The 16,561-nt window shown below is 46.1% G+C and carries 16 protein-coding genes; 10 read left to right on the forward strand and 6 right to left on the reverse strand.

Annotation, left to right across the window (positions count from 1 at the left end; all coding sequences use genetic code 11):
* Positions 1 to 163: 163 nt before the first annotated feature.
* Entirely contained in the window at positions 164 to 1,153 is a 990-nt protein-coding gene (locus B9N89_RS23310; protein WP_159455588.1) for an endonuclease/exonuclease/phosphatase family protein, read from the reverse strand.
* A gap of 436 nt (positions 1,154 to 1,589) precedes the next feature.
* Between B9N89_RS23310 and B9N89_RS23315 the strand changes: the two genes are divergently transcribed.
* Together B9N89_RS23315 and B9N89_RS23320 are read left to right on the forward strand one after the other, a co-directional pair.
* On the forward strand, positions 1,590 to 2,342 hold the full coding sequence (locus B9N89_RS23315; protein ID WP_132323212.1) for a DUF7151 family protein: 753 nt from the start codon (positions 1,590 to 1,592) through the stop codon (positions 2,340 to 2,342).
* Between the two features lie 199 nt (positions 2,343 to 2,541).
* Positions 2,542 to 4,893: a LamG domain-containing protein gene (locus B9N89_RS23320; protein WP_132323214.1), complete on the forward strand. Its 2,352-nt coding sequence runs from the start codon at positions 2,542 to 2,544 to the stop codon at positions 4,891 to 4,893.
* Between the two features lie 28 nt (positions 4,894 to 4,921).
* Here the strand turns inward: B9N89_RS23320 and B9N89_RS23325 are convergent, their stop codons facing one another.
* The 3 genes from B9N89_RS23325 to B9N89_RS23335 are packed head-to-tail and all read right to left on the reverse strand — an operon-like array spanning position 4,922 to position 7,513.
* A complete protein-coding gene (locus B9N89_RS23325; RefSeq protein ID WP_132323216.1) occupies positions 4,922 to 5,704 on the reverse strand; it encodes an ABC transporter permease in 783 nt (260 codons plus the stop codon).
* A gap of 2 nt (positions 5,705 to 5,706) precedes the next feature.
* Complete coding sequence (locus B9N89_RS23330; RefSeq protein ID WP_132323218.1) at positions 5,707 to 6,510, reverse strand: ABC transporter permease; 804 nt, start codon at positions 6,508 to 6,510, stop codon at positions 5,707 to 5,709.
* A 4-nt stretch (positions 6,511 to 6,514) separates the two neighbouring features.
* Entirely contained in the window at positions 6,515 to 7,513 is a 999-nt protein-coding gene (locus B9N89_RS23335; RefSeq protein WP_132323220.1) for an ABC transporter ATP-binding protein, read from the reverse strand.
* A gap of 318 nt (positions 7,514 to 7,831) precedes the next feature.
* On the opposite strand from B9N89_RS23335, the gene B9N89_RS23340 reads away from it, so the two are divergent.
* From B9N89_RS23340 to B9N89_RS23350, 3 genes are read left to right on the forward strand one after another with little or no spacing between them, the layout of a single operon-like run.
* Positions 7,832 to 8,230 carry a response regulator gene (locus B9N89_RS23340; protein ID WP_132323222.1) on the forward strand — a complete coding sequence of 133 codons (399 nt, stop codon included), beginning with the start codon at positions 7,832 to 7,834 and terminating at the stop codon, positions 8,228 to 8,230.
* A complete protein-coding gene (locus B9N89_RS23345; RefSeq protein ID WP_132323224.1) occupies positions 8,227 to 8,781 on the forward strand; it encodes a CheB methylesterase domain-containing protein in 555 nt (184 codons plus the stop codon). Before B9N89_RS23340 ends, B9N89_RS23345 begins: the two co-directional genes overlap by 4 nt.
* Before the next feature lie 45 nt (positions 8,782 to 8,826).
* Positions 8,827 to 9,798 carry a pyridoxal-phosphate dependent enzyme gene (locus B9N89_RS23350; protein WP_132323226.1) on the forward strand — a complete coding sequence of 324 codons (972 nt, stop codon included), beginning with the start codon at positions 8,827 to 8,829 and terminating at the stop codon, positions 9,796 to 9,798.
* Here B9N89_RS23350 and B9N89_RS23355 read toward each other — a convergent pair.
* A complete protein-coding gene (locus B9N89_RS23355; protein ID WP_132323228.1) occupies positions 9,781 to 11,253 on the reverse strand; it encodes an ATP-binding protein in 1,473 nt (490 codons plus the stop codon). The two genes, B9N89_RS23350 and B9N89_RS23355, sit on opposite strands and share 18 nt — an antisense overlap.
* A gap of 355 nt (positions 11,254 to 11,608) precedes the next feature.
* Here B9N89_RS23355 and B9N89_RS23360 point away from each other — a divergent pair, with 355 nt between their 5' ends.
* A complete protein-coding gene (locus tag B9N89_RS23360; protein ID WP_200820776.1) occupies positions 11,609 to 11,920 on the forward strand; it encodes an Mpo1-like protein in 312 nt (103 codons plus the stop codon).
* Positions 11,921 to 11,955: 35 nt separating this feature from the next.
* Here B9N89_RS23360 and B9N89_RS23365 read toward each other — a convergent pair whose 3' ends face one another.
* Positions 11,956 to 12,444, reverse strand: a complete 489-nt coding sequence (locus tag B9N89_RS23365; RefSeq protein WP_132323230.1) for a hypothetical protein — start codon at positions 12,442 to 12,444, stop codon at positions 11,956 to 11,958.
* 413 nt (positions 12,445 to 12,857) lie between these two features.
* On the opposite strand from B9N89_RS23365, the gene B9N89_RS23370 reads away from it, so the two are divergent.
* The 4 genes from B9N89_RS23370 to B9N89_RS23385 all read left to right on the forward strand — a co-directional run bounded on the left by B9N89_RS23370 (position 12,858) and on the right by B9N89_RS23385 (position 16,534).
* The gene (locus B9N89_RS23370) at positions 12,858 to 13,217 is read left to right on the forward strand and encodes a response regulator (RefSeq protein ID WP_132323232.1); all 360 of its coding nucleotides are present in this window, start codon (positions 12,858 to 12,860) and stop codon (positions 13,215 to 13,217) included.
* A gap of 11 nt (positions 13,218 to 13,228) precedes the next feature.
* On the forward strand, positions 13,229 to 13,801 hold the full coding sequence (locus tag B9N89_RS23375) for a heme NO-binding domain-containing protein (RefSeq protein WP_132323234.1): 573 nt from the start codon (positions 13,229 to 13,231) through the stop codon (positions 13,799 to 13,801).
* Complete coding sequence (locus tag B9N89_RS23380; RefSeq protein ID WP_132323236.1) at positions 13,783 to 15,900, forward strand: PAS domain-containing hybrid sensor histidine kinase/response regulator; 2,118 nt, start codon at positions 13,783 to 13,785, stop codon at positions 15,898 to 15,900. Before B9N89_RS23375 ends, B9N89_RS23380 begins: the two co-directional genes overlap by 19 nt.
* Before the next feature lie 151 nt (positions 15,901 to 16,051).
* The gene (locus tag B9N89_RS23385; protein WP_132323238.1) at positions 16,052 to 16,534 is read left to right on the forward strand and encodes an eCIS core domain-containing protein; all 483 of its coding nucleotides are present in this window, start codon (positions 16,052 to 16,054) and stop codon (positions 16,532 to 16,534) included.
* Positions 16,535 to 16,561: the final 27 nt, after the last annotated feature.

The following is a 16,561-nucleotide window of genomic DNA, read 5'->3' on the forward strand; positions in this document are numbered from 1 at the left end:
GGGGCCAATCGGCTAAGGCTCTAAAAAGTTAAAATAAAATAACAAGGCTTGAAAAAAGTAAGAAATTCGGAAAGATCCCCTATGGCTAGGGACTTAGTTTTCTTGAGGAAATGTGTAGAGAATCGAAAAAATTGCTTTTGGGATAATTTCGGAGTGGTGTTAGCTATGAGCAGCACGACGCGGACACCCGCTTTTTGGAGCCATCTTTAGTCGCATAGCAGTAGTTCTTTGGCGTCCAGTAGGGCTTCAAACCGCAGGTTGAAGGCAAGTTTGGATTGTTAGGCATAGGTTTCGATGGTGCTGTTGAAGGAGGCTCTTGGCTAGCAAAGTTCAGCTGCAATTCAATGGGGTAGTGGTCAGAAACTTTCTTGGCTGCCGCTAAACTTAAGTTGTAGGCCTCTTGGTAATCGAAAACTGCAGCCTTGCTCACTTTAGGGCTTAGCGCCTCGGTGGTAATGAATCGGTCATAGGCACAGTGCGTTGCAGAGACTGTCGTGTCCTGATGGTCTTCGATCCAAACTTTAATCTTGTGATCGATCATGGAAAAGCCTAGGGATTCAGGGTTAAAGTAATCGCAGTCGGCATTTAGATCGCCCATGACCAAGATAGCGTTCATGCTGTGTTGGTCCTTCACATAGGAAACCACGTCTCCGAGCGCTCGTAGCTCCTGCTCCACATCATCGGGCTTCACGTGGATTCCAATTGTTGCAAAGCGAAACGCCCCGGGGGTTTGCCAAATGGCAATATAAGGTTCTCGCTCAAACCGATCATCCCAGTCTTGATACACTTCGCTGTGAATGAGTTTAATCCGATCATCGTTGTAAAGGTAAGCATATTGCTCCCGAGAACTCGTTCGGCCCAAGGCTTTGCTCACTGTGATCTGATATTTGTGGCTATTGAAGCGATTGGTCTGTTCTTGGAGCTTGTAAATTGCCTCGTCCGTGTTGTCGCGAATTTCTTGAATAAACGTGAGATCGTTGCGGTTCAAAATGTTTGTCAGATGCTCCATGACGTGAGACTTGCTCACTTTGGAACGGCCCAGGACCTGGATGTTGAAGGCAGACAGATGAAGACTGTTAGAGGCAATCGCAAATTCAGGTGAGGGCAAAGTTGCAAAAATAGCAATAAGCAGAGCGGCAGCGATTTTCTTCATAAAAACCCCAGTTGAGTCGAAAGCTGGCCTCATAGATGCCGGAAATTATTCTCTTGGGCAAGGACATATTAGTAAAGATTTTATAATGCTTATCCAAAATTTAGATATCCCTTTTGGGTTAAATTTAGATCTAATTAACTGATAAAATTGAAATATATCCTTGTGGCGTGGTGAAAGGGGGCTTTACAAGATCTTAAAAATATAATTGCAAGTGACTTCTTTTCAAGCTCGCTCAATTTTAACTTAGTAAATATGTAATAGAAAATTGGCTCGCATATCAAATGGAGTGCGTGTGAGCCTTGACTAGAAAATATCGAATCTCATAACAAGCCGATTTTTTTGTCTTTTATGGAAGCTCGTTAAGGTTTCCTTAAGAAGTGCCGATAGGCGGATAGGCACTTGTTGCCTGGGACCAAATACTTTAGAGGAATCAGCCGTGAAACGATTGTTAATACTCGTATCCATAATTGGGTCGTTGAGTGCTTGCCGTGCATCATTCCAAAGTACCGACGAATCTTCTGCCCTTAGCGCCGAAGCAGTTCCTGAAGAGGAAGGTAAAGGTACTGAAGACCTCGGTTCAGGTGGTCCAGACGAATTTCCAACGTTACCAGATGATAAAGGTGTGATCGACGACGATGGCTCCAATGATAACGACGGAGTTAAGATAACGATCACCATCCCATTTGGCCCAGGGGAAGACGATAACTGCCCTTACGGCGGTGAAAAAACTATTGTCGGCATCGATAAAAACGGCGACGGACAAATCTCGGAAGACGAGGTGATCGAAGTTTCTTACGAATGCCTCGACAAGCCGAAAGACGATAAAAATTGCTGCTGTTGCTGCTGCTACTGGACAGACGGCAAGGCGAGCACTAGTTCTAGCTCTGATAATAAAACATGTTGCTGTGCCGAATCGGGTTACAGTGCTTCGGGAAGCAAGTCAGGGGATGATACAGCTAAGTGCTGCTACTGCTGTGATGACAAGGGTTCTTACACAGCTCAAGGAGGCGATGATAAAGCCTATCAATGTTGCGATTGCTGCAAGTCGGGCTACACGACTTCAGGGTCGCATTCTGGGGATAAACCAAACTGCTGTTGCTGCTGCTGTAAAGACCATTCTTACAGTACATCAGGATCACATGATAATCCTTCACAAAGTGATGGTTGCCAGTGCTCTTGCCCCAAGTAATTCAATAAGACAAGGGAGCCTCTTAGTACGTAGGGGCCCTCTCCTTTCTTACCTCGCCCCACCTAAGTTTTGAATTTTCACCAATTTTTCTGAATAAGTTCGTAAGACTTCTTAGGTTGTAAACCTTTCGTCTTGGTAATTAAATTCCAAGGTATAAGGACCGAATCTATTTTCAACGGTAAAAAACTGGGGAAGCTCTATGATTCGTTACCTTATCGCAACGCTGGGCATGACAATGGCATTTGTCGCGTGTAAGAGCAAATCGTCTGGAGAAGATCCCGGTGCAACAAGTAAGGCCGCAATTGGCGGAGACTCTTATACATCCGATCCTGGCTCTAGCAGCCTGAAGACTCCAGATGGGGCCCAGGGTTCGTCTGATGAGTTGGGTGTTATTCTTCCTGGTGCGAGTACCAACCCGCAATCAAACCAAGAGCCTGATTTGGGAGTTGTGGTCAGTGTCCTGTTGGATCAAGCTGAACTTCAGGAAGGAGAAAGCACTTGGGTTCATCTCAATCTGTCCCAAGCTCTGGATATGCCTTTGGAGATCTCGTGGAGTATCCAAGGCACCGCCAACGATGACGATCTCGTTCAGCCACCACCGAGCGTTACAGTCGAGCCGGGAGAAACATCGGGCACGTTCGAAATTAAGCTTAGCGACGACACCGAGCCGGAAGCCACTGAATTGCTTGTTCTGAAGCCACAATACGAAAGTCAGCCAAATCTTTCTAGGGTCCAAGCTATCAAATTGATCATCCGAGATAACGATGCCAGCCGCCCCAGCCAAGAAGTTCTTTCTCTGAGTAGCTTCGACCTGAAACTAGATCAAGGTGAACTGGTCTCAGAATGGCCAGATCGATCCGAGAGCGATCGCCAAGTAACCAGCGCTGATACCGCCCGCCCTTACTTTTATCAGGGCGGTGAAGGAATACCACCTAGCTTGTCTTTTGATGGTATCGACGATCGCCTCAATGTTGAGAGTCACACTGAACTCAACTTGGGAACATTTACGGAAAAAAGTATTTCGGTGCTGTTTCGTACCAGTGACGACGTTGACAGCCGCCAGATGATTTACGAGCAGGGTGGTTCGTCAAGGGGTCTGAGTATTTCAATTCACCAAGGCAAGATTCAGTTCTGTGGCTGGAACATTCCAAACGACGATGGGTTGGTAACAACTCCTTGGCCAGTGAGTTGTGTCAGTACGGTCGCGAACACCTATACGGATTATCACGGAGTTTTGGTGTATAGCAGCATGGAGCAGAAGATCCGTGCCTATGTCAATGGCAGCTTGATGGGAGAGGTTGGTGGAGTTGGTAAGCTCTTTGCTCACTCTGGAAGGATCGGCATTGGTGCCGTGGCCGATAACACACTATTCTATGATTCATACACTGGGCTATCAAACTTTAAGGGCCGGATATTTGATGTAGCATTGTATAATTGGGCCTTGGACTCTGGAGAGTTGTTGGGTCTTTTTCATGCGATCGCTAGTGACTATGGCTTAAAAGATACCAGCCTTTACTTCACTTTGAGCCATCAAGAGATTAGAGAAAACTCCCCCGAGGTCCCTCAGTTGACAATCAGCCTAACGGAACCCTTAGCCCGTGACTTGCTGATTTCCCTAATTGTTGACGGGGATATAGGAGATACTCAGTTGCGTTCTGGCCAATTTGTATTTCCGGCCTTCGAAACTGAAATGAAAATTCCAGTACCTATTATCGATGACAGTGAAGAAGAGCTTCAAGAGCTTGTAACAGTAAGTCTGAATAGTGAGGTCCCTATCCTTTCGGGGCCCCAAAGCCTGATGATTCTCGATGATGACTCCTATTACCCCAAGGGTAATGCTGTTCTTTGGCTTCGAGGAGATCGTAGCCAAACCACAGTTTGGGATGATGTTTTCGGAGTCTGGCAGGCTAAATCCTTTTCGGATTCCGGTGTCCCTCAGTGGGCTGCTCAAGGACTACAAGGCCAGGCAGCATGGGTCTTTGATGGTGTGGATGATGGCTTAACAATCCCTGATGCAGCCAGCTTTAACACCTCAACGACAACCCTTAACAAGTCCATTGCCGTGGTGTTTCAAGTTGCCAATGACGTCATTACCCGTCAGGTTATTTTTGAGCAGGGTGGTGGACAACGGGGCACTAATATCTATCTCGAAAACGGCAATCTGAATGTATCCATGTGGAACCTACCCCAGGATCAGGGCGACGGCTCTTGGGGACCGAAGCGACTAAGTACAGCGGTTTCCGAAGACAGTCAGTACACTGTTCTATTGGTGTACAACGGAATGGCCAGAGAGTTCGAAGCCTTTGTGAATGGGGTGAGCATCGGTGTTGCGGAAGACATCGGTACTCTATACAGCCACAGCGGTGACTTAGGCATTGGGGCTATGAAAGAAGGTAGCTATTTCGCGAGTGGTGCCGAGAATGGTAATGGACATTACTTCAATGGTGTAATCGCGGAATTGATTTACTGGAACCAATCCATCGACGATACTGAACGTGGCGACATGGAAGAGTACTTTACTCGTCGTTATCGAGAGCAAAGGCCACTCTAAATGCCACGCCAGAGTCTTTTTTGTCTGCCTAGCTGGATGCTGACTCATAAAGAGTCAGCGCTTTGATCCAAGTAATACGAATCAGTCCCCAAAAAAGCAGGATCGCACCAATCATCAAACTGATCTGTAGGAGAGGATCTTGATGGAACAAGATCTTCATCGGTGCACTTCCTACTAGCAATACTGGAATTAAGAATGTGAAGGCTATTCTTGCCTTAAACCGATAGATGAAATCGGGCCAGCGAGAAACTTGCTGGAGCTGCATCCTTAGAAAATTGATTCCAAACGACTCAACTGTGACAAACATCATCATTGAAAGCAAAATTTCAATACTGACAAGCAAGGTGAGCCCTAGGATAATAAGAAGCGGCAGACTTAGCCATTGACTCCATGTTAGGCCTAAGTTCTGGCCGAAATAAATGAGAGCGCCCCAAGGTACTGGCGTAATCAGTAGGGTCTGGACCCGAATGTGGCGAAAAAATAGGGTGAAGAGGGTACCGCTGGGTCGTAGAAGTTCGAAGTCAAGTTTGCCAGACCGGATCAAGAGGGAAAAATTCCAAAAGTTTTCGCTTATTATTGCCATATGGAGATGGTCGATCGCGAGCATGAACGATATGAACAGCATGAACTCCTCGCGGCTCCAAACCCCAATTTGGTCCACCTGCTGGTATATGATTTCCACCGACAGTAGCGTCGAACCGTAGAATAGAAGGTCCATGATAATAACAAGAATGAAGTGGAGTTTATAAGTTGTGGCTTCCGTTAAGGCACTGGAAAAAAACTCCTTATAGATAGCAAGATATTTCCTCATGATCACATTCCTGCTGCGGTGTAGAGCCGAACGCCGCGACTCCAGGTGAACGTTGCTAAGATTGCAGAAACTCCAATCCAAAACAGGATGACCAGTATCCCCTGTTCTAGTGGGATGCTCAGTTCTCCCATAAATGCTTTTACAGGAGCCCAAGTAAGATAGGGAAACGGTGTATACATCACAATCTCCCGCAGCCACTGCGGAAACACCTCAAGAGGGAGCAGGGAGCCAGAAAAGAACTGGCTGATGGTTAGAAACATCACCCGTAAGACCCAAGTTTCTTCGAGCCAGAAGGCGATGATTCCCATTAGGAAGTTGAGAGCGTACCAAAGTATGGCCACCAAAAAGGCTAAGCAAAAACCCTGGAATAGGGTTATGATTGATAGCTCACCAAGCAGGTCAACACTATTAAAGACGATGATGCTCACCCCGCAGATCAAGCTCTGAATGACCAATAGACCCAAAAAACTAGCGGCGTGATGCTCCCAAAAGTTAAACGGGTAAACAAGGTATGAGCTGATGCGCCCCAGACGAATTTCTTCGGCAAGGCTCATGCTATTATAGCTCTGAGCAAAGAGCGCGACGATCAAAACCCAAGCCTGGTACTGCAACATGCTCGTGAGGGTGTAGCCCTCGATGCTTGCGCTAGCGCCCTGGGTTTCGAATATTGCAGTCCAAACGTTGTATTTGATAAAGAAAAATACAAGGCTAGGCCCGATCATAAGCAAGAGGAAGTTCGTCTTGTAGGCCATCTGCTTAGTCATACTGATGGTCATGGTTTGCCACCACTTGCGCAAGCGTTTCATGGATTTACTCTAGGATTTCTGGGTTGGCAAGAATGGTATGCATAACTCGTTCGACCGGTAGCTTTTCCGTTTGGAAGTCGATCGCAGGGAACTTTTGAAGGATGTCGATGGTCCTTTGTCTGAGTTGCTCCTCGGGAACACGCAATTCTACTTTTTGCCCTCCTGACAACCACTTGGGGTCAAGGTCCGACCAGATGGAATCTGTCTGATCGACCGCTTGTTCGAATTGAACAGTTAGAAACTTCTCGCGGCCCAAGATAGAGCCAAAATCTTCGATACTGCCATCGTAGGTTTTCTTGCCATCAAAGATCAGTACAATTCGATCGCAAAGTGCATCAATATCGGCCATATAGTGAGAGGTTAGAACAATGGTTGTACCGTTCCGTTGTTGGTAGTCAGCAATAAATGCTCGAATGGTTTGCTGAGAAATCAGATCGAGTCCAATTGTTGGCTCATCAAGAAAAATGATTTCTGGTTCGTGAAGAAGGCACGCAATCAACTCCATCTTCATCCGCTCACCCAGTGACAATCTTCGAACGTGAACATTCAGGAGAGTTGAAACTCCCAAGGAGTCGGCGAGATGCCCCAGCCTCTGTTTGAACCGCTGCTCATCGATTTCGTAGTATTTTTGCAGAAGCAGAAATGAATCCATGGCTGGGATGTCCCACCACAACTGACCTTTTTGCCCCATCACCAACGCTATTTTTTTACGAAATGCCATCGCTCGCCGATGGGGTGTGTGACCCAAGACTTGGCAAGCCCCCGAGCTTGGAACAATGATTCCAGAAAACATCTTCATCAGAGTTGTTTTCCCAGCGCCATTGGGGCCCAAAAGCCCGACCAACTCACCTTTGCGGATTTCCAGATCGAAGTGATCGACACCGGTTCCTATTTCGAAGTCTCGTCGCACAAGAGACTTGAAGCTTTCTATAACACCTGGCTTTTTAATGTACTTTTTGAAGGTTTTTGTTAGCCCATTGCAGGCTAATGAGATTTCGTCCATGGTGATCCAACTGTTTCAACTACTGGTAAAGTCAAAGACTTATCCTGATAGGTACTAAGTCTTGAAGAACGCTACTAAAAATCTGACTATTTGTCGACATGGCTTAAGTGTGAGGTTAGGGTTTTTTGAGCAAAGCACGATCCTACCGACAGTAGAGTAGAGATTAATTACGTTAACATACTGCAAAAGCTACGGTAAATCGGCAGAAATGGAATCTGTGCCGGAAGACATTGAGGGGAGTCCAAAGCCGCCGATAGAATTGCAGATAGCTATTCTTAGCTCCAGCGAAGAACCAAAGTCTCAGCGACGGAGGAAGCAATGCCCGAAAAAAAGCGGGAGATTATTATTATCGACGATGATCTAGAGATTATCGAGTCCGTGACTTTTATACTGTCAAAACGAGGTATTGGGGTGAGAGGCTTCCCCAATGGAAACGACGCCATCGAATTCATCAAAAAAAACGAGTATCGGGGAGTGCTCCTGTGCGACGCCCAGATGCCAAAAATAGATGGCTGGGATGTCGTGAAGAGAATCGCCGGCGAGGGGTTAGGGCAGCGCCTCGTTGTCAACATGCTTACCGGTGTCACAGATCCCCCAGAGAAATCCGAAAGCTGTGCACCTTATATATTTGAATATCTAACGAAGCCCTTCGAGAATGAAGAATTGGTGCGGATGATTGAATCGAGTTTTGCTGTGCTTGAAGGGGATGTTGCATGAAACTGGTGGTGATAGGCTCATCGACCGGAGGTGTGCGAACCTTGGAAAAAATATTCCATGGTATGGGGCGCCTTAATTGCAGCCTTGTCATCGTCCAGCATATCAGTCGCCCCTTCGATCAGAAGCTGGCCGAAAACTTGGCGAGCCAATGTGATATGAAAGTCACTTGTTGCCGTGAAACCCAGCGCATGACGCTCGGTGATATGTACGTGGCGCCTGGTAATCTGCACTTACAATTAAAAGGCCAAAAGCTTGAACCGACGGAGGGTGAGCTTGTCAATTATGTCAAACCCTCCATCGATATGATGATGAAATCGATTCCAAGAGGCTATCCAGATGAAATCCATGCGATTCTTTTGACTGGTATGGGGAAAGATGGAGTTGATGGTATCAAGTACTTAAAGGAACGGCATCAAACCACAGTGATCGCTCAGTCTGAAGAAACCTGCTCTGTCTTTGGCATTCCCAAAAATGCCATCAAGTCGGGATTGGTTGATAAGATTCTATCCCCCGATGAGATCCGCGAATACCTCATTAAAACATTTTCCTAATAAAATCTGGCCAAATCTCTCAATTGCGCGTAAGAAGAATGTCCTATGAATACGACTGAACTCAACCAAACCATCCAAGATAAAACTCGCTCACTAGGTCACTCCTTGCGCTCACGGATTCACCCCATGAGTAGCATGGCTAAGCTCTGGGTTAAGCGGGATGACGAACTGAGTTTTGGAGTCTCGGGCACCAAGCTGCGAAAAATCGCAGCACTCGTCCACCATTGGCGCGAGAATGGGGTTAAAAAAGTGATTGCCCTTGGCGGGGACCGCTCCAATCATCTGGTGAGCTGTGTGCAAATCTTTCATGAAATCGGTTTGGATTACGAAGTCTGGTGTCAGGAGTCCCATCACCAAAGCATGCGAGGCAACCAGGCTTACTTACGGCTTCTTGCCAGGCCGGGGCAGAGTCGCAGCCTCAGCAGAGAGGACTGGCCACATGCGCAGCGGGAAGCTGAAGCCTACGCTCAATCACAAGCAGACAAAACAGTGGTCATGGCCGAAGGGGCTTGTCAAGAAGAAGCCCTTTGGGGAGGCATGAGTCTGGGCATGGATCTTTTACTCAATCAAGCTCAAGAGGCGATGGAGTTTGATCATATTTTCATGGATGCGGGAACAGGCATAGGTGCAGCTGGTATGAAGGCTTACCTAGACGCTGTTGGCTTCAAAGGAGTCCTGCACGTTGTTCAAATGGCTCCCTGCGACATTCAAACTTGGGCTAGCAAAGGCTCTAGGCTGCTCGGTCTTGAAACCTCTGCAACTTGTGAGCTGCGAATTCATCAACCAGCCACCGCCCGGTCCTTCGGCGCCAGTAACACAAAGGTCATGGAAGAGATTGTTCGTTTCGCGAGAGAGGATGGCCTGTTATTAGACCCGATTTATACTGCCAAGCTTTTCCTGACTGTTCGACAATTGCTGCCAAACATACTCAGTCCTGGACAGATAGGGGCGGTCATTCATTCCGGTGGAGGACTTGCTATCGAAGGCTTTTGGGAGCAGCTAGGACGCCATCTTTAGATAAAGGTGGAAAGAGCTACCATGCTTTTCCGGGTCTATATCTGCTGAAGTGCTTTCCACTTCAACTTCGCCGCCATACTTTTCCATAAATGTTTTCACAAGGGGCATTCCAAACCCAGTACCCACCTCACCTTCAGTACCGATGCGGGTCGTTTGCCTCTTAGGATTGAATATTTCAGCCAAGTGCTCTTGGGACATGCCTACCCCGTGATCACGAACAATAATATGAACCTGATCGCCCTCTTGCCTAGCTATAAGATCGATAGTGGAGTCTTGAAATGAAAACTTGATAGCATTTGAAATGAGGTTGCTGAGCACTTGGTTGCTCAAGGTCACGGGATCGGCCATACACATGGTGCCCGAAGGCAGTTGATTGTCGATATTGATCTGGATATTTTTTTCTATGAGGCGATCACGGAATACAAAGCAAATATTTTCGAACACCTCTCGAAGGTCGACAGGGGTTAGCTTAATGGTTTTCTTACCAGATGCGACAGATTCCATCTCCCGAACGTTTAGCAAGATTTCGTTCATCATATGGGATGCTCTTTGAATGGCTGCGTAGCGTTCCTTGGTCTTCTCTGGAGAAAGGTCCAAGCTGGTTAAGATCTCAGCACTGCCACTGATAATACTCAACGGGTTAGCAAGGTCATGGCATACGATACGAAGCAGGCTGGTTTTCTCTTCGAACGACTCCTTAAGAGCTTTGGTTTTCACTCGAACCGTTTCTTCCAGCTCTACTTTGTGGGTTTTAAGTTCGTTGATGTGTTCCTCTAAACTTAACTGCATAGTATTGATGGCATCGACAACGATGGCTAATTCATCGTCTTTTTTCCTATCGTTTTCATGAAGTGTAAGGGTCCCTGGGGATTCTTTGCTATTCAAGTAGTTGGCAATTTTAATAAGGTTTTTAGTAATGTGTTTGCGAACGATATAAAAGATGAAGATACACACGGCAAAAGTCTTTAAGCCATTGGTAAGAAGGATCAGTAGTATCCTGTCGAAACTCCGCTCCACAACTTCTTCAAGGCTTAGGACAACAGTAATGTTGCCAACTTGTTGCTTGCCTTTTTGGCCTTCGTACAACAGCTGAAAGGTGCGTTCAAGCTTGTTATCGATCGGGCGCTCGCCAAGCGAGACTATGGTCTCCCCGTTATCCCAGGTAACTTCGGTATAGGTTACATCTGGAAGGCTGTGGATGCCTTGACTAATCGTGTTGATCTGATTCGGGTCCATGACCCATAGGCTAGTAGCAAGCGACTTGAGGTAGCTGTTCTCGATTGTTTTAAAGTGCCTGTTGACGTTATCGACATCTTTCGCATAGTCCACAGAAATCTGTAAAACAGTCATCATTAACGCAATTATTGTGCTGAAGAACACGATTTTGAAGGCGATTCTCAGCTCAATGGTGCCAAACTCTGGCCAAAACACAGATTTTTCGGACTTCTTTGCCATAGCACACTAACAGTAAATTACCGGTTTCAATGATATCGGTGCCACCTTTAGGAGGCTTAGGGGCGATTGCAGCGACCGATCATCGAGCTTTCTAAAGGTGGGTTACCATTGAACAAAGTTCAGTCTAGAAGCTACTTTTTTACCCCACTACCTGGAAAATTTTCGCAGGTTTACAACAGATATATTGATTTTTAGAAATCCACCTAAGAGCCTGTTTATACTAAAAGACTAGCAAATATGAGAGCTAATGTGTCAGGAAATTTAGGTATTCTATAAGCGGAATGGGGAAATCGTCCGATAACACTAGTGGATTTAAGGTTTTGTAAATAGGTCTATAGATTGAGGGGGGCATAGAATGGAAGACCACCGTAGACTAGATGATGAAGGTAAGAAAATGTCTTTTATCGAAGAGTATAAAAAAAGTCATACACACCCTATTAATCACGCGACCCATGCGATCGGCATTCCCATGATTGTGGTTTCACTACCTCTATTTTTTTACAACTGGCAGCTAGCTATTGCCTTGTTCGTTGTGGGTTGGGTTTTTCAGTTTATCGGTCACTATTTCGAAGGGCAGCCTCCAGCATTCTTTAAAAACCCGGCCTTTTTGATCGTAGGACCTATTTGGTGGCTGAGAAAGATACTTGGTTTGGAAAAACCAAAATAAAAGTCCCAGGCACATGCTGGGACTCAGAAATATCTCTATTCTGCAGGAAGATCAGGGCCGTTAGCGCCGAAGTCAAAGGTTTTTGGGCAGTAGGTGTTGACCAGATCTACCAGCATCTGTGTTGCCGGACCAGTTCTTTCGAGGCGAGGACTTCCACAGCCACCACTGGCAAATAAGATCTGATCACTGCCATTGACTGACATAGAAATTCTTGTTGTAGGTGCGTCGCAAAGCAAATTCGGTTTCTTGTTAAGCATCTCTTCTTGAGAAAGACTCAATATATTGCGGATTCCTTCGGATACGTTCAGCCTCTTGACTTCTCTGGTTACAAAGCTCTTATCGTTGAATCCACCGTAGCGTTTGGTAATCACAACGCGGTTTGTAAAAACCGAACAGGTCTCATTGCGAACATATTCAGGAAGCGTATAACCAGAGTCGTTTGACTTAGTAATCAAAGCTTGGCCAACTGCGACGCTATTCAAGCTGAGTGCACCTAATAGCAGTGGGAAAATTGTCTTGTTCATTATAAATACTCCTTGATTGTCATTCCATGATGCTAGCAGTTAACATCTTTGCAATGCTCTTTTCCACGAAGATCTCACTAAGATCTGGGCGGACTCAATGTTTTGGTTCGCAGATTGGAGAGGCCTTGTTTCGCTGCTTTGCAAGTAAAAATCTAGGAAGGCGACACCTGTCGATGATGCGAATTAGCTGGGTGAAACAAAGCATGGTGAAGGTAGCGATCTATCATAAAAAGAGAGTTTTTTGATTTTGCCATCCACCTGAACATAAATCGATTATTCGAATTCATACTCAAGTATAAAGGTGAATCGATCGTAGCAAGTTGAATTTTGCTTACTTTGAGCGAATTTTAGCCGATCCAGCGATAATTAGAGGCTTCTCGGCGGCCCTGGGAAGATTACGGAGGAGTAAGACTGTGAAGACGATTCTTATTGTCGACGATGTCAAAGAAATGCGCGACCTGTTGAATAAGATAGTGACTAAAATGGGGTACCAGGCGCTTGAAGCGGCCACAGGTCAAGAGGCTCTTAAATTACTCGATGAGTCGCCAAAAATCGAAGTTGTTCTTCTTGATATGGGCCTACCAGACATCGATGGGCTGGAGGTAGCGACTAGTATCAGAAAGAAGGACGAGTCCATGAAGATCTGCTTTATCACAGGTAAGGGAGACTACGAATACGTAAAGGCAGCTGGCAAAGTTGGTGCGGTTTCTTACATCGTTAAACCCATCAGACCCAGTTTAGTTATCGAACGACTCAAGCAAATAGTGGCTTAGGAGATTCAGTTATGAAGGGTATCGTTTTCAATCTACTAGAAAGCTTTCTTACCGAGGTTGCGGGAGAGGATGCCTACGAGGACATTTTCGATACATGTAACTTCAAGACTCAAGAGCCGTTCGTCGGGCCCGGTACCTATCCCGATGAAGACTTTTTGGAACTGGTAGTCAAAGCTTGTGAAGCGTTGAATATAAACCCTGAAGATGCTCAGAAGAAGTTTGGTGAGTTCTGCTTTGATAAGCTAGTTGGGGCTCACCCTGACTTTGTTAAAGAGGGGATGACGGTAAAGGAATTTATCCTTTCCATTGACCAGATCATTCACGTTGAAGTGCGAAAACTTTATCCAGGTGCTGTGACTCCTACGTTTGTCTATCACGATAGTGGCGACGACTCTACTCTAGAGATTGATTATAGCTCGCCACGGAATCTTTGTTTCTTCATGGAAGGGCTGCTTCAGGGCTGTGGCAAGTACTTCAACAAAGGTCTATCATTCAAGCAAACAAGCTGTGTCCATAGGGGAGGAGCGAAGTGCCACTTTGCTCTGGAATTTGATGAGGCATCCACATGGAAGAAAGCCGGCTAAAGAAGCGACTTGAGCGTACTAAAGAAAAAGTGGCTATTCTAGAAAAGCTGCTGGAAGAGAAAACCCGCGAAGCATTCTTGTCTGCTGAAGAGGCTCGTGAATCGTATAAGAGTCTGACGCGAATCTTTTCTGCTATCCCTGACCCACTTATCGTCACCGATTCGCATCTCACGATTCAAGACTGCAACGACATGGTCCTGACAAAGTTTGGTTATGACCGAGACGGCTTTGTCGGTCAGAAACTGAGTGATTTTGTTATTTCTTCGAGCCGTGATTGGAAGGACTTTTGTGTCGAGGATGTAAGCAAGAGTACCGAATCTGAAATAGTTCGCAATGCCGATGGTAGTTCTACTCCGGTGATGATCTCTGTATCTCATGCCTCTCAAAGCGCCCATGATGAGGCCTATATATTTATCCTTAAAGATATCTCTCTGCGTCTGGAGCTTGAAAAGGAAAGGGAGCAGGCCAAGCAGCGGTTGGAACAGCAGGTGCAGGAACGGACCCGTGATCTAGAGCTTGCGAAAGTTGCAGCAGAACAGGCAAACGAAGCCAAATCATTGTTCTTAGCCAATATGAGTCATGAAATTCGGACACCACTCAATGCCTTAAGCGGCATCATTTCCTTGCTGTTAAAAGACACACTTACGCCGTCGGTGACGAATAACATCCAAAAGCTTAAAATTGCAAGCGATAGTCTATTGGGGATTGTGAACAATATCTTAGACTTCACTAAGATCGAGACAGGGGAACTTGAGGTTGAAACAATTCAATTCGACCTTTCCAAACTAATGAGTGATTTAGAAGCTCTCTTTCACGTAGCAGCAAAAAAGAAGGGTATCGCACTTAAATTCTACGTTGAAAACGGACTCAATACCCATCGCTGCGGGGACATGCATCGTATGCGGCAGGTTATGACGAATCTTATTTCCAATGCTATCAAGTTTACCTCGGAAGGGAGTGTTATCATCTCCCTCGATTCGGCTGCGACTGAAGCTGAACCGGATACTATAGCGATCTCCGTAGTGGATACGGGTGTCGGGATCGATCCGCAGAAAGTAGACTCAATTTTCGATCCATTTACCCAAGAAGATGAGTCAACCACCCGTGTGTTTGGTGGCACAGGCTTAGGCTTATCGATTTGCAAGCATATAGTCGAAAGACTTGGAGGGACGATTCGGTGTCAATCGATCAAGGGCTCGGGCTCAACGTTTCAAGTGATTATGCCATTGGAGTCTGTAGACGATTCGGTGGCCGTTGATTCAAAACCAAGTTCTGTTGGTGGATTACCGCAAACTCGTATCCTGATCGTGGAAGACAACGAAATGAATCAGGATGTTATGGGGATGGTGCTTGAAAAGCTTGGCCAGAAATATACGATCAAAGGAAATGGCTTACTCGGCTTGGAAGAGGCGACCCAAGCCAAGTACGACATGATATTTATGGATTGTCAGATGCCAGTTATGGATGGTTTTACAGCAGCAGAGAATATCCGTAGCCATGAGCTTAGCATCAACAAAAAGACTCCGATTATTGCGATGACCGCCAACGCCTTGAAGGCAATGAAGGAGCGCTGTCTCAGTTCGGGAATGGATGACTACGTGACAAAACCACTCACGATTGGAAAGGTCACTGAAACCATTGTCAAATGGGCTCCCGTAGATTGTGCTGAGAGTCAAGATCCAAAACTAGACTCCGAGCCTCAGCTTGAAACAGTATCGGCCCCGGAATTGGGTGAGGGGGATTCCGGTGATAACCAAATTATCGACTGGGCGATCATCGATGACCTAGAGTTTCTCAGTTCCCCAAAAGAGAACTATGTGGAGCAGCAAGTTGGCAAATTTCTAGCCGTTTGGCAGAGTTATGAATGTGAAATTAAGCTTGTTGAAGTTCCAGAAGAGCTCGCTAACAAGACTCATAAGTTTAAAACTAGTTGCGGCATTGTCGGCGCTCGCCAAGCTGTAAGTCGTTGTGCTGAAATGGAAAAGCTGGCTCGTGCCTATGAGATAGACCAGTTTTGGCGAGTGCTGGACCAGCTGCGTCAAGACGTAGAGCATGCTCGCACTGAACTTCAGAAGTATCTCGCAAAAAAGGTCGCCTAGGTCTTGCTACCCGCTCAAACTAAGGACTGTCGCCAGTCTAGACAAGATTGGTATCATAAATCCAGCCTCTTAGCCTAGAATACTTTTTGCATCATTTACCTTAAAATATTGAAGTTATTTCATTCAGACTATTCAATAAAGTTGGTTGAACATGCTGGTTCTACGGAAACCTGGTTTTCTCACAAAAATCATTCTATTTTCTATTTCCCTATGCTTAGTGGCTTGCCAAGAAACAGGTTATCAATCTCACCTCGACTCGCAAGTTAGCGAGTGGGAGCAGATTGACCCAGATCTGCTGACAAGTGTTACAAACTGCACCGGTCAAGACTTCTCGTTTGTTCGCTATGCGACAGGAATCGATACGATGCACGGCCTAGCGATTACAATTAATCACAAAATCTACTTCACCAAAGATACACTGAGCAAGAAAACTCTGTTCCATGAGCTGATGCATGTTCTTCATTGGCAACGAGGTGACTTCGAACTTAGTTATGGTGCTGCCCAGACTGTTGGCTTTCTTCAAGGAGCCCTCCTATTTGAAAGTCCGGCTGGTCACCGCCACTCCTTCTATGAGAAAGAGGCTAGGGAATTCAGTGCACGGGTTCTGGATTGCATGCAGTTCGAGAACTCGTAAAATTATGCCTATCTACAGCTCCTTATC

The sequence above is a fragment of the Pseudobacteriovorax antillogorgiicola genome (assembly GCF_900177345.1).
Lineage (GTDB): Bacteria > Bdellovibrionota_B > Oligoflexia > Oligoflexales > Oligoflexaceae > Pseudobacteriovorax > Pseudobacteriovorax antillogorgiicola.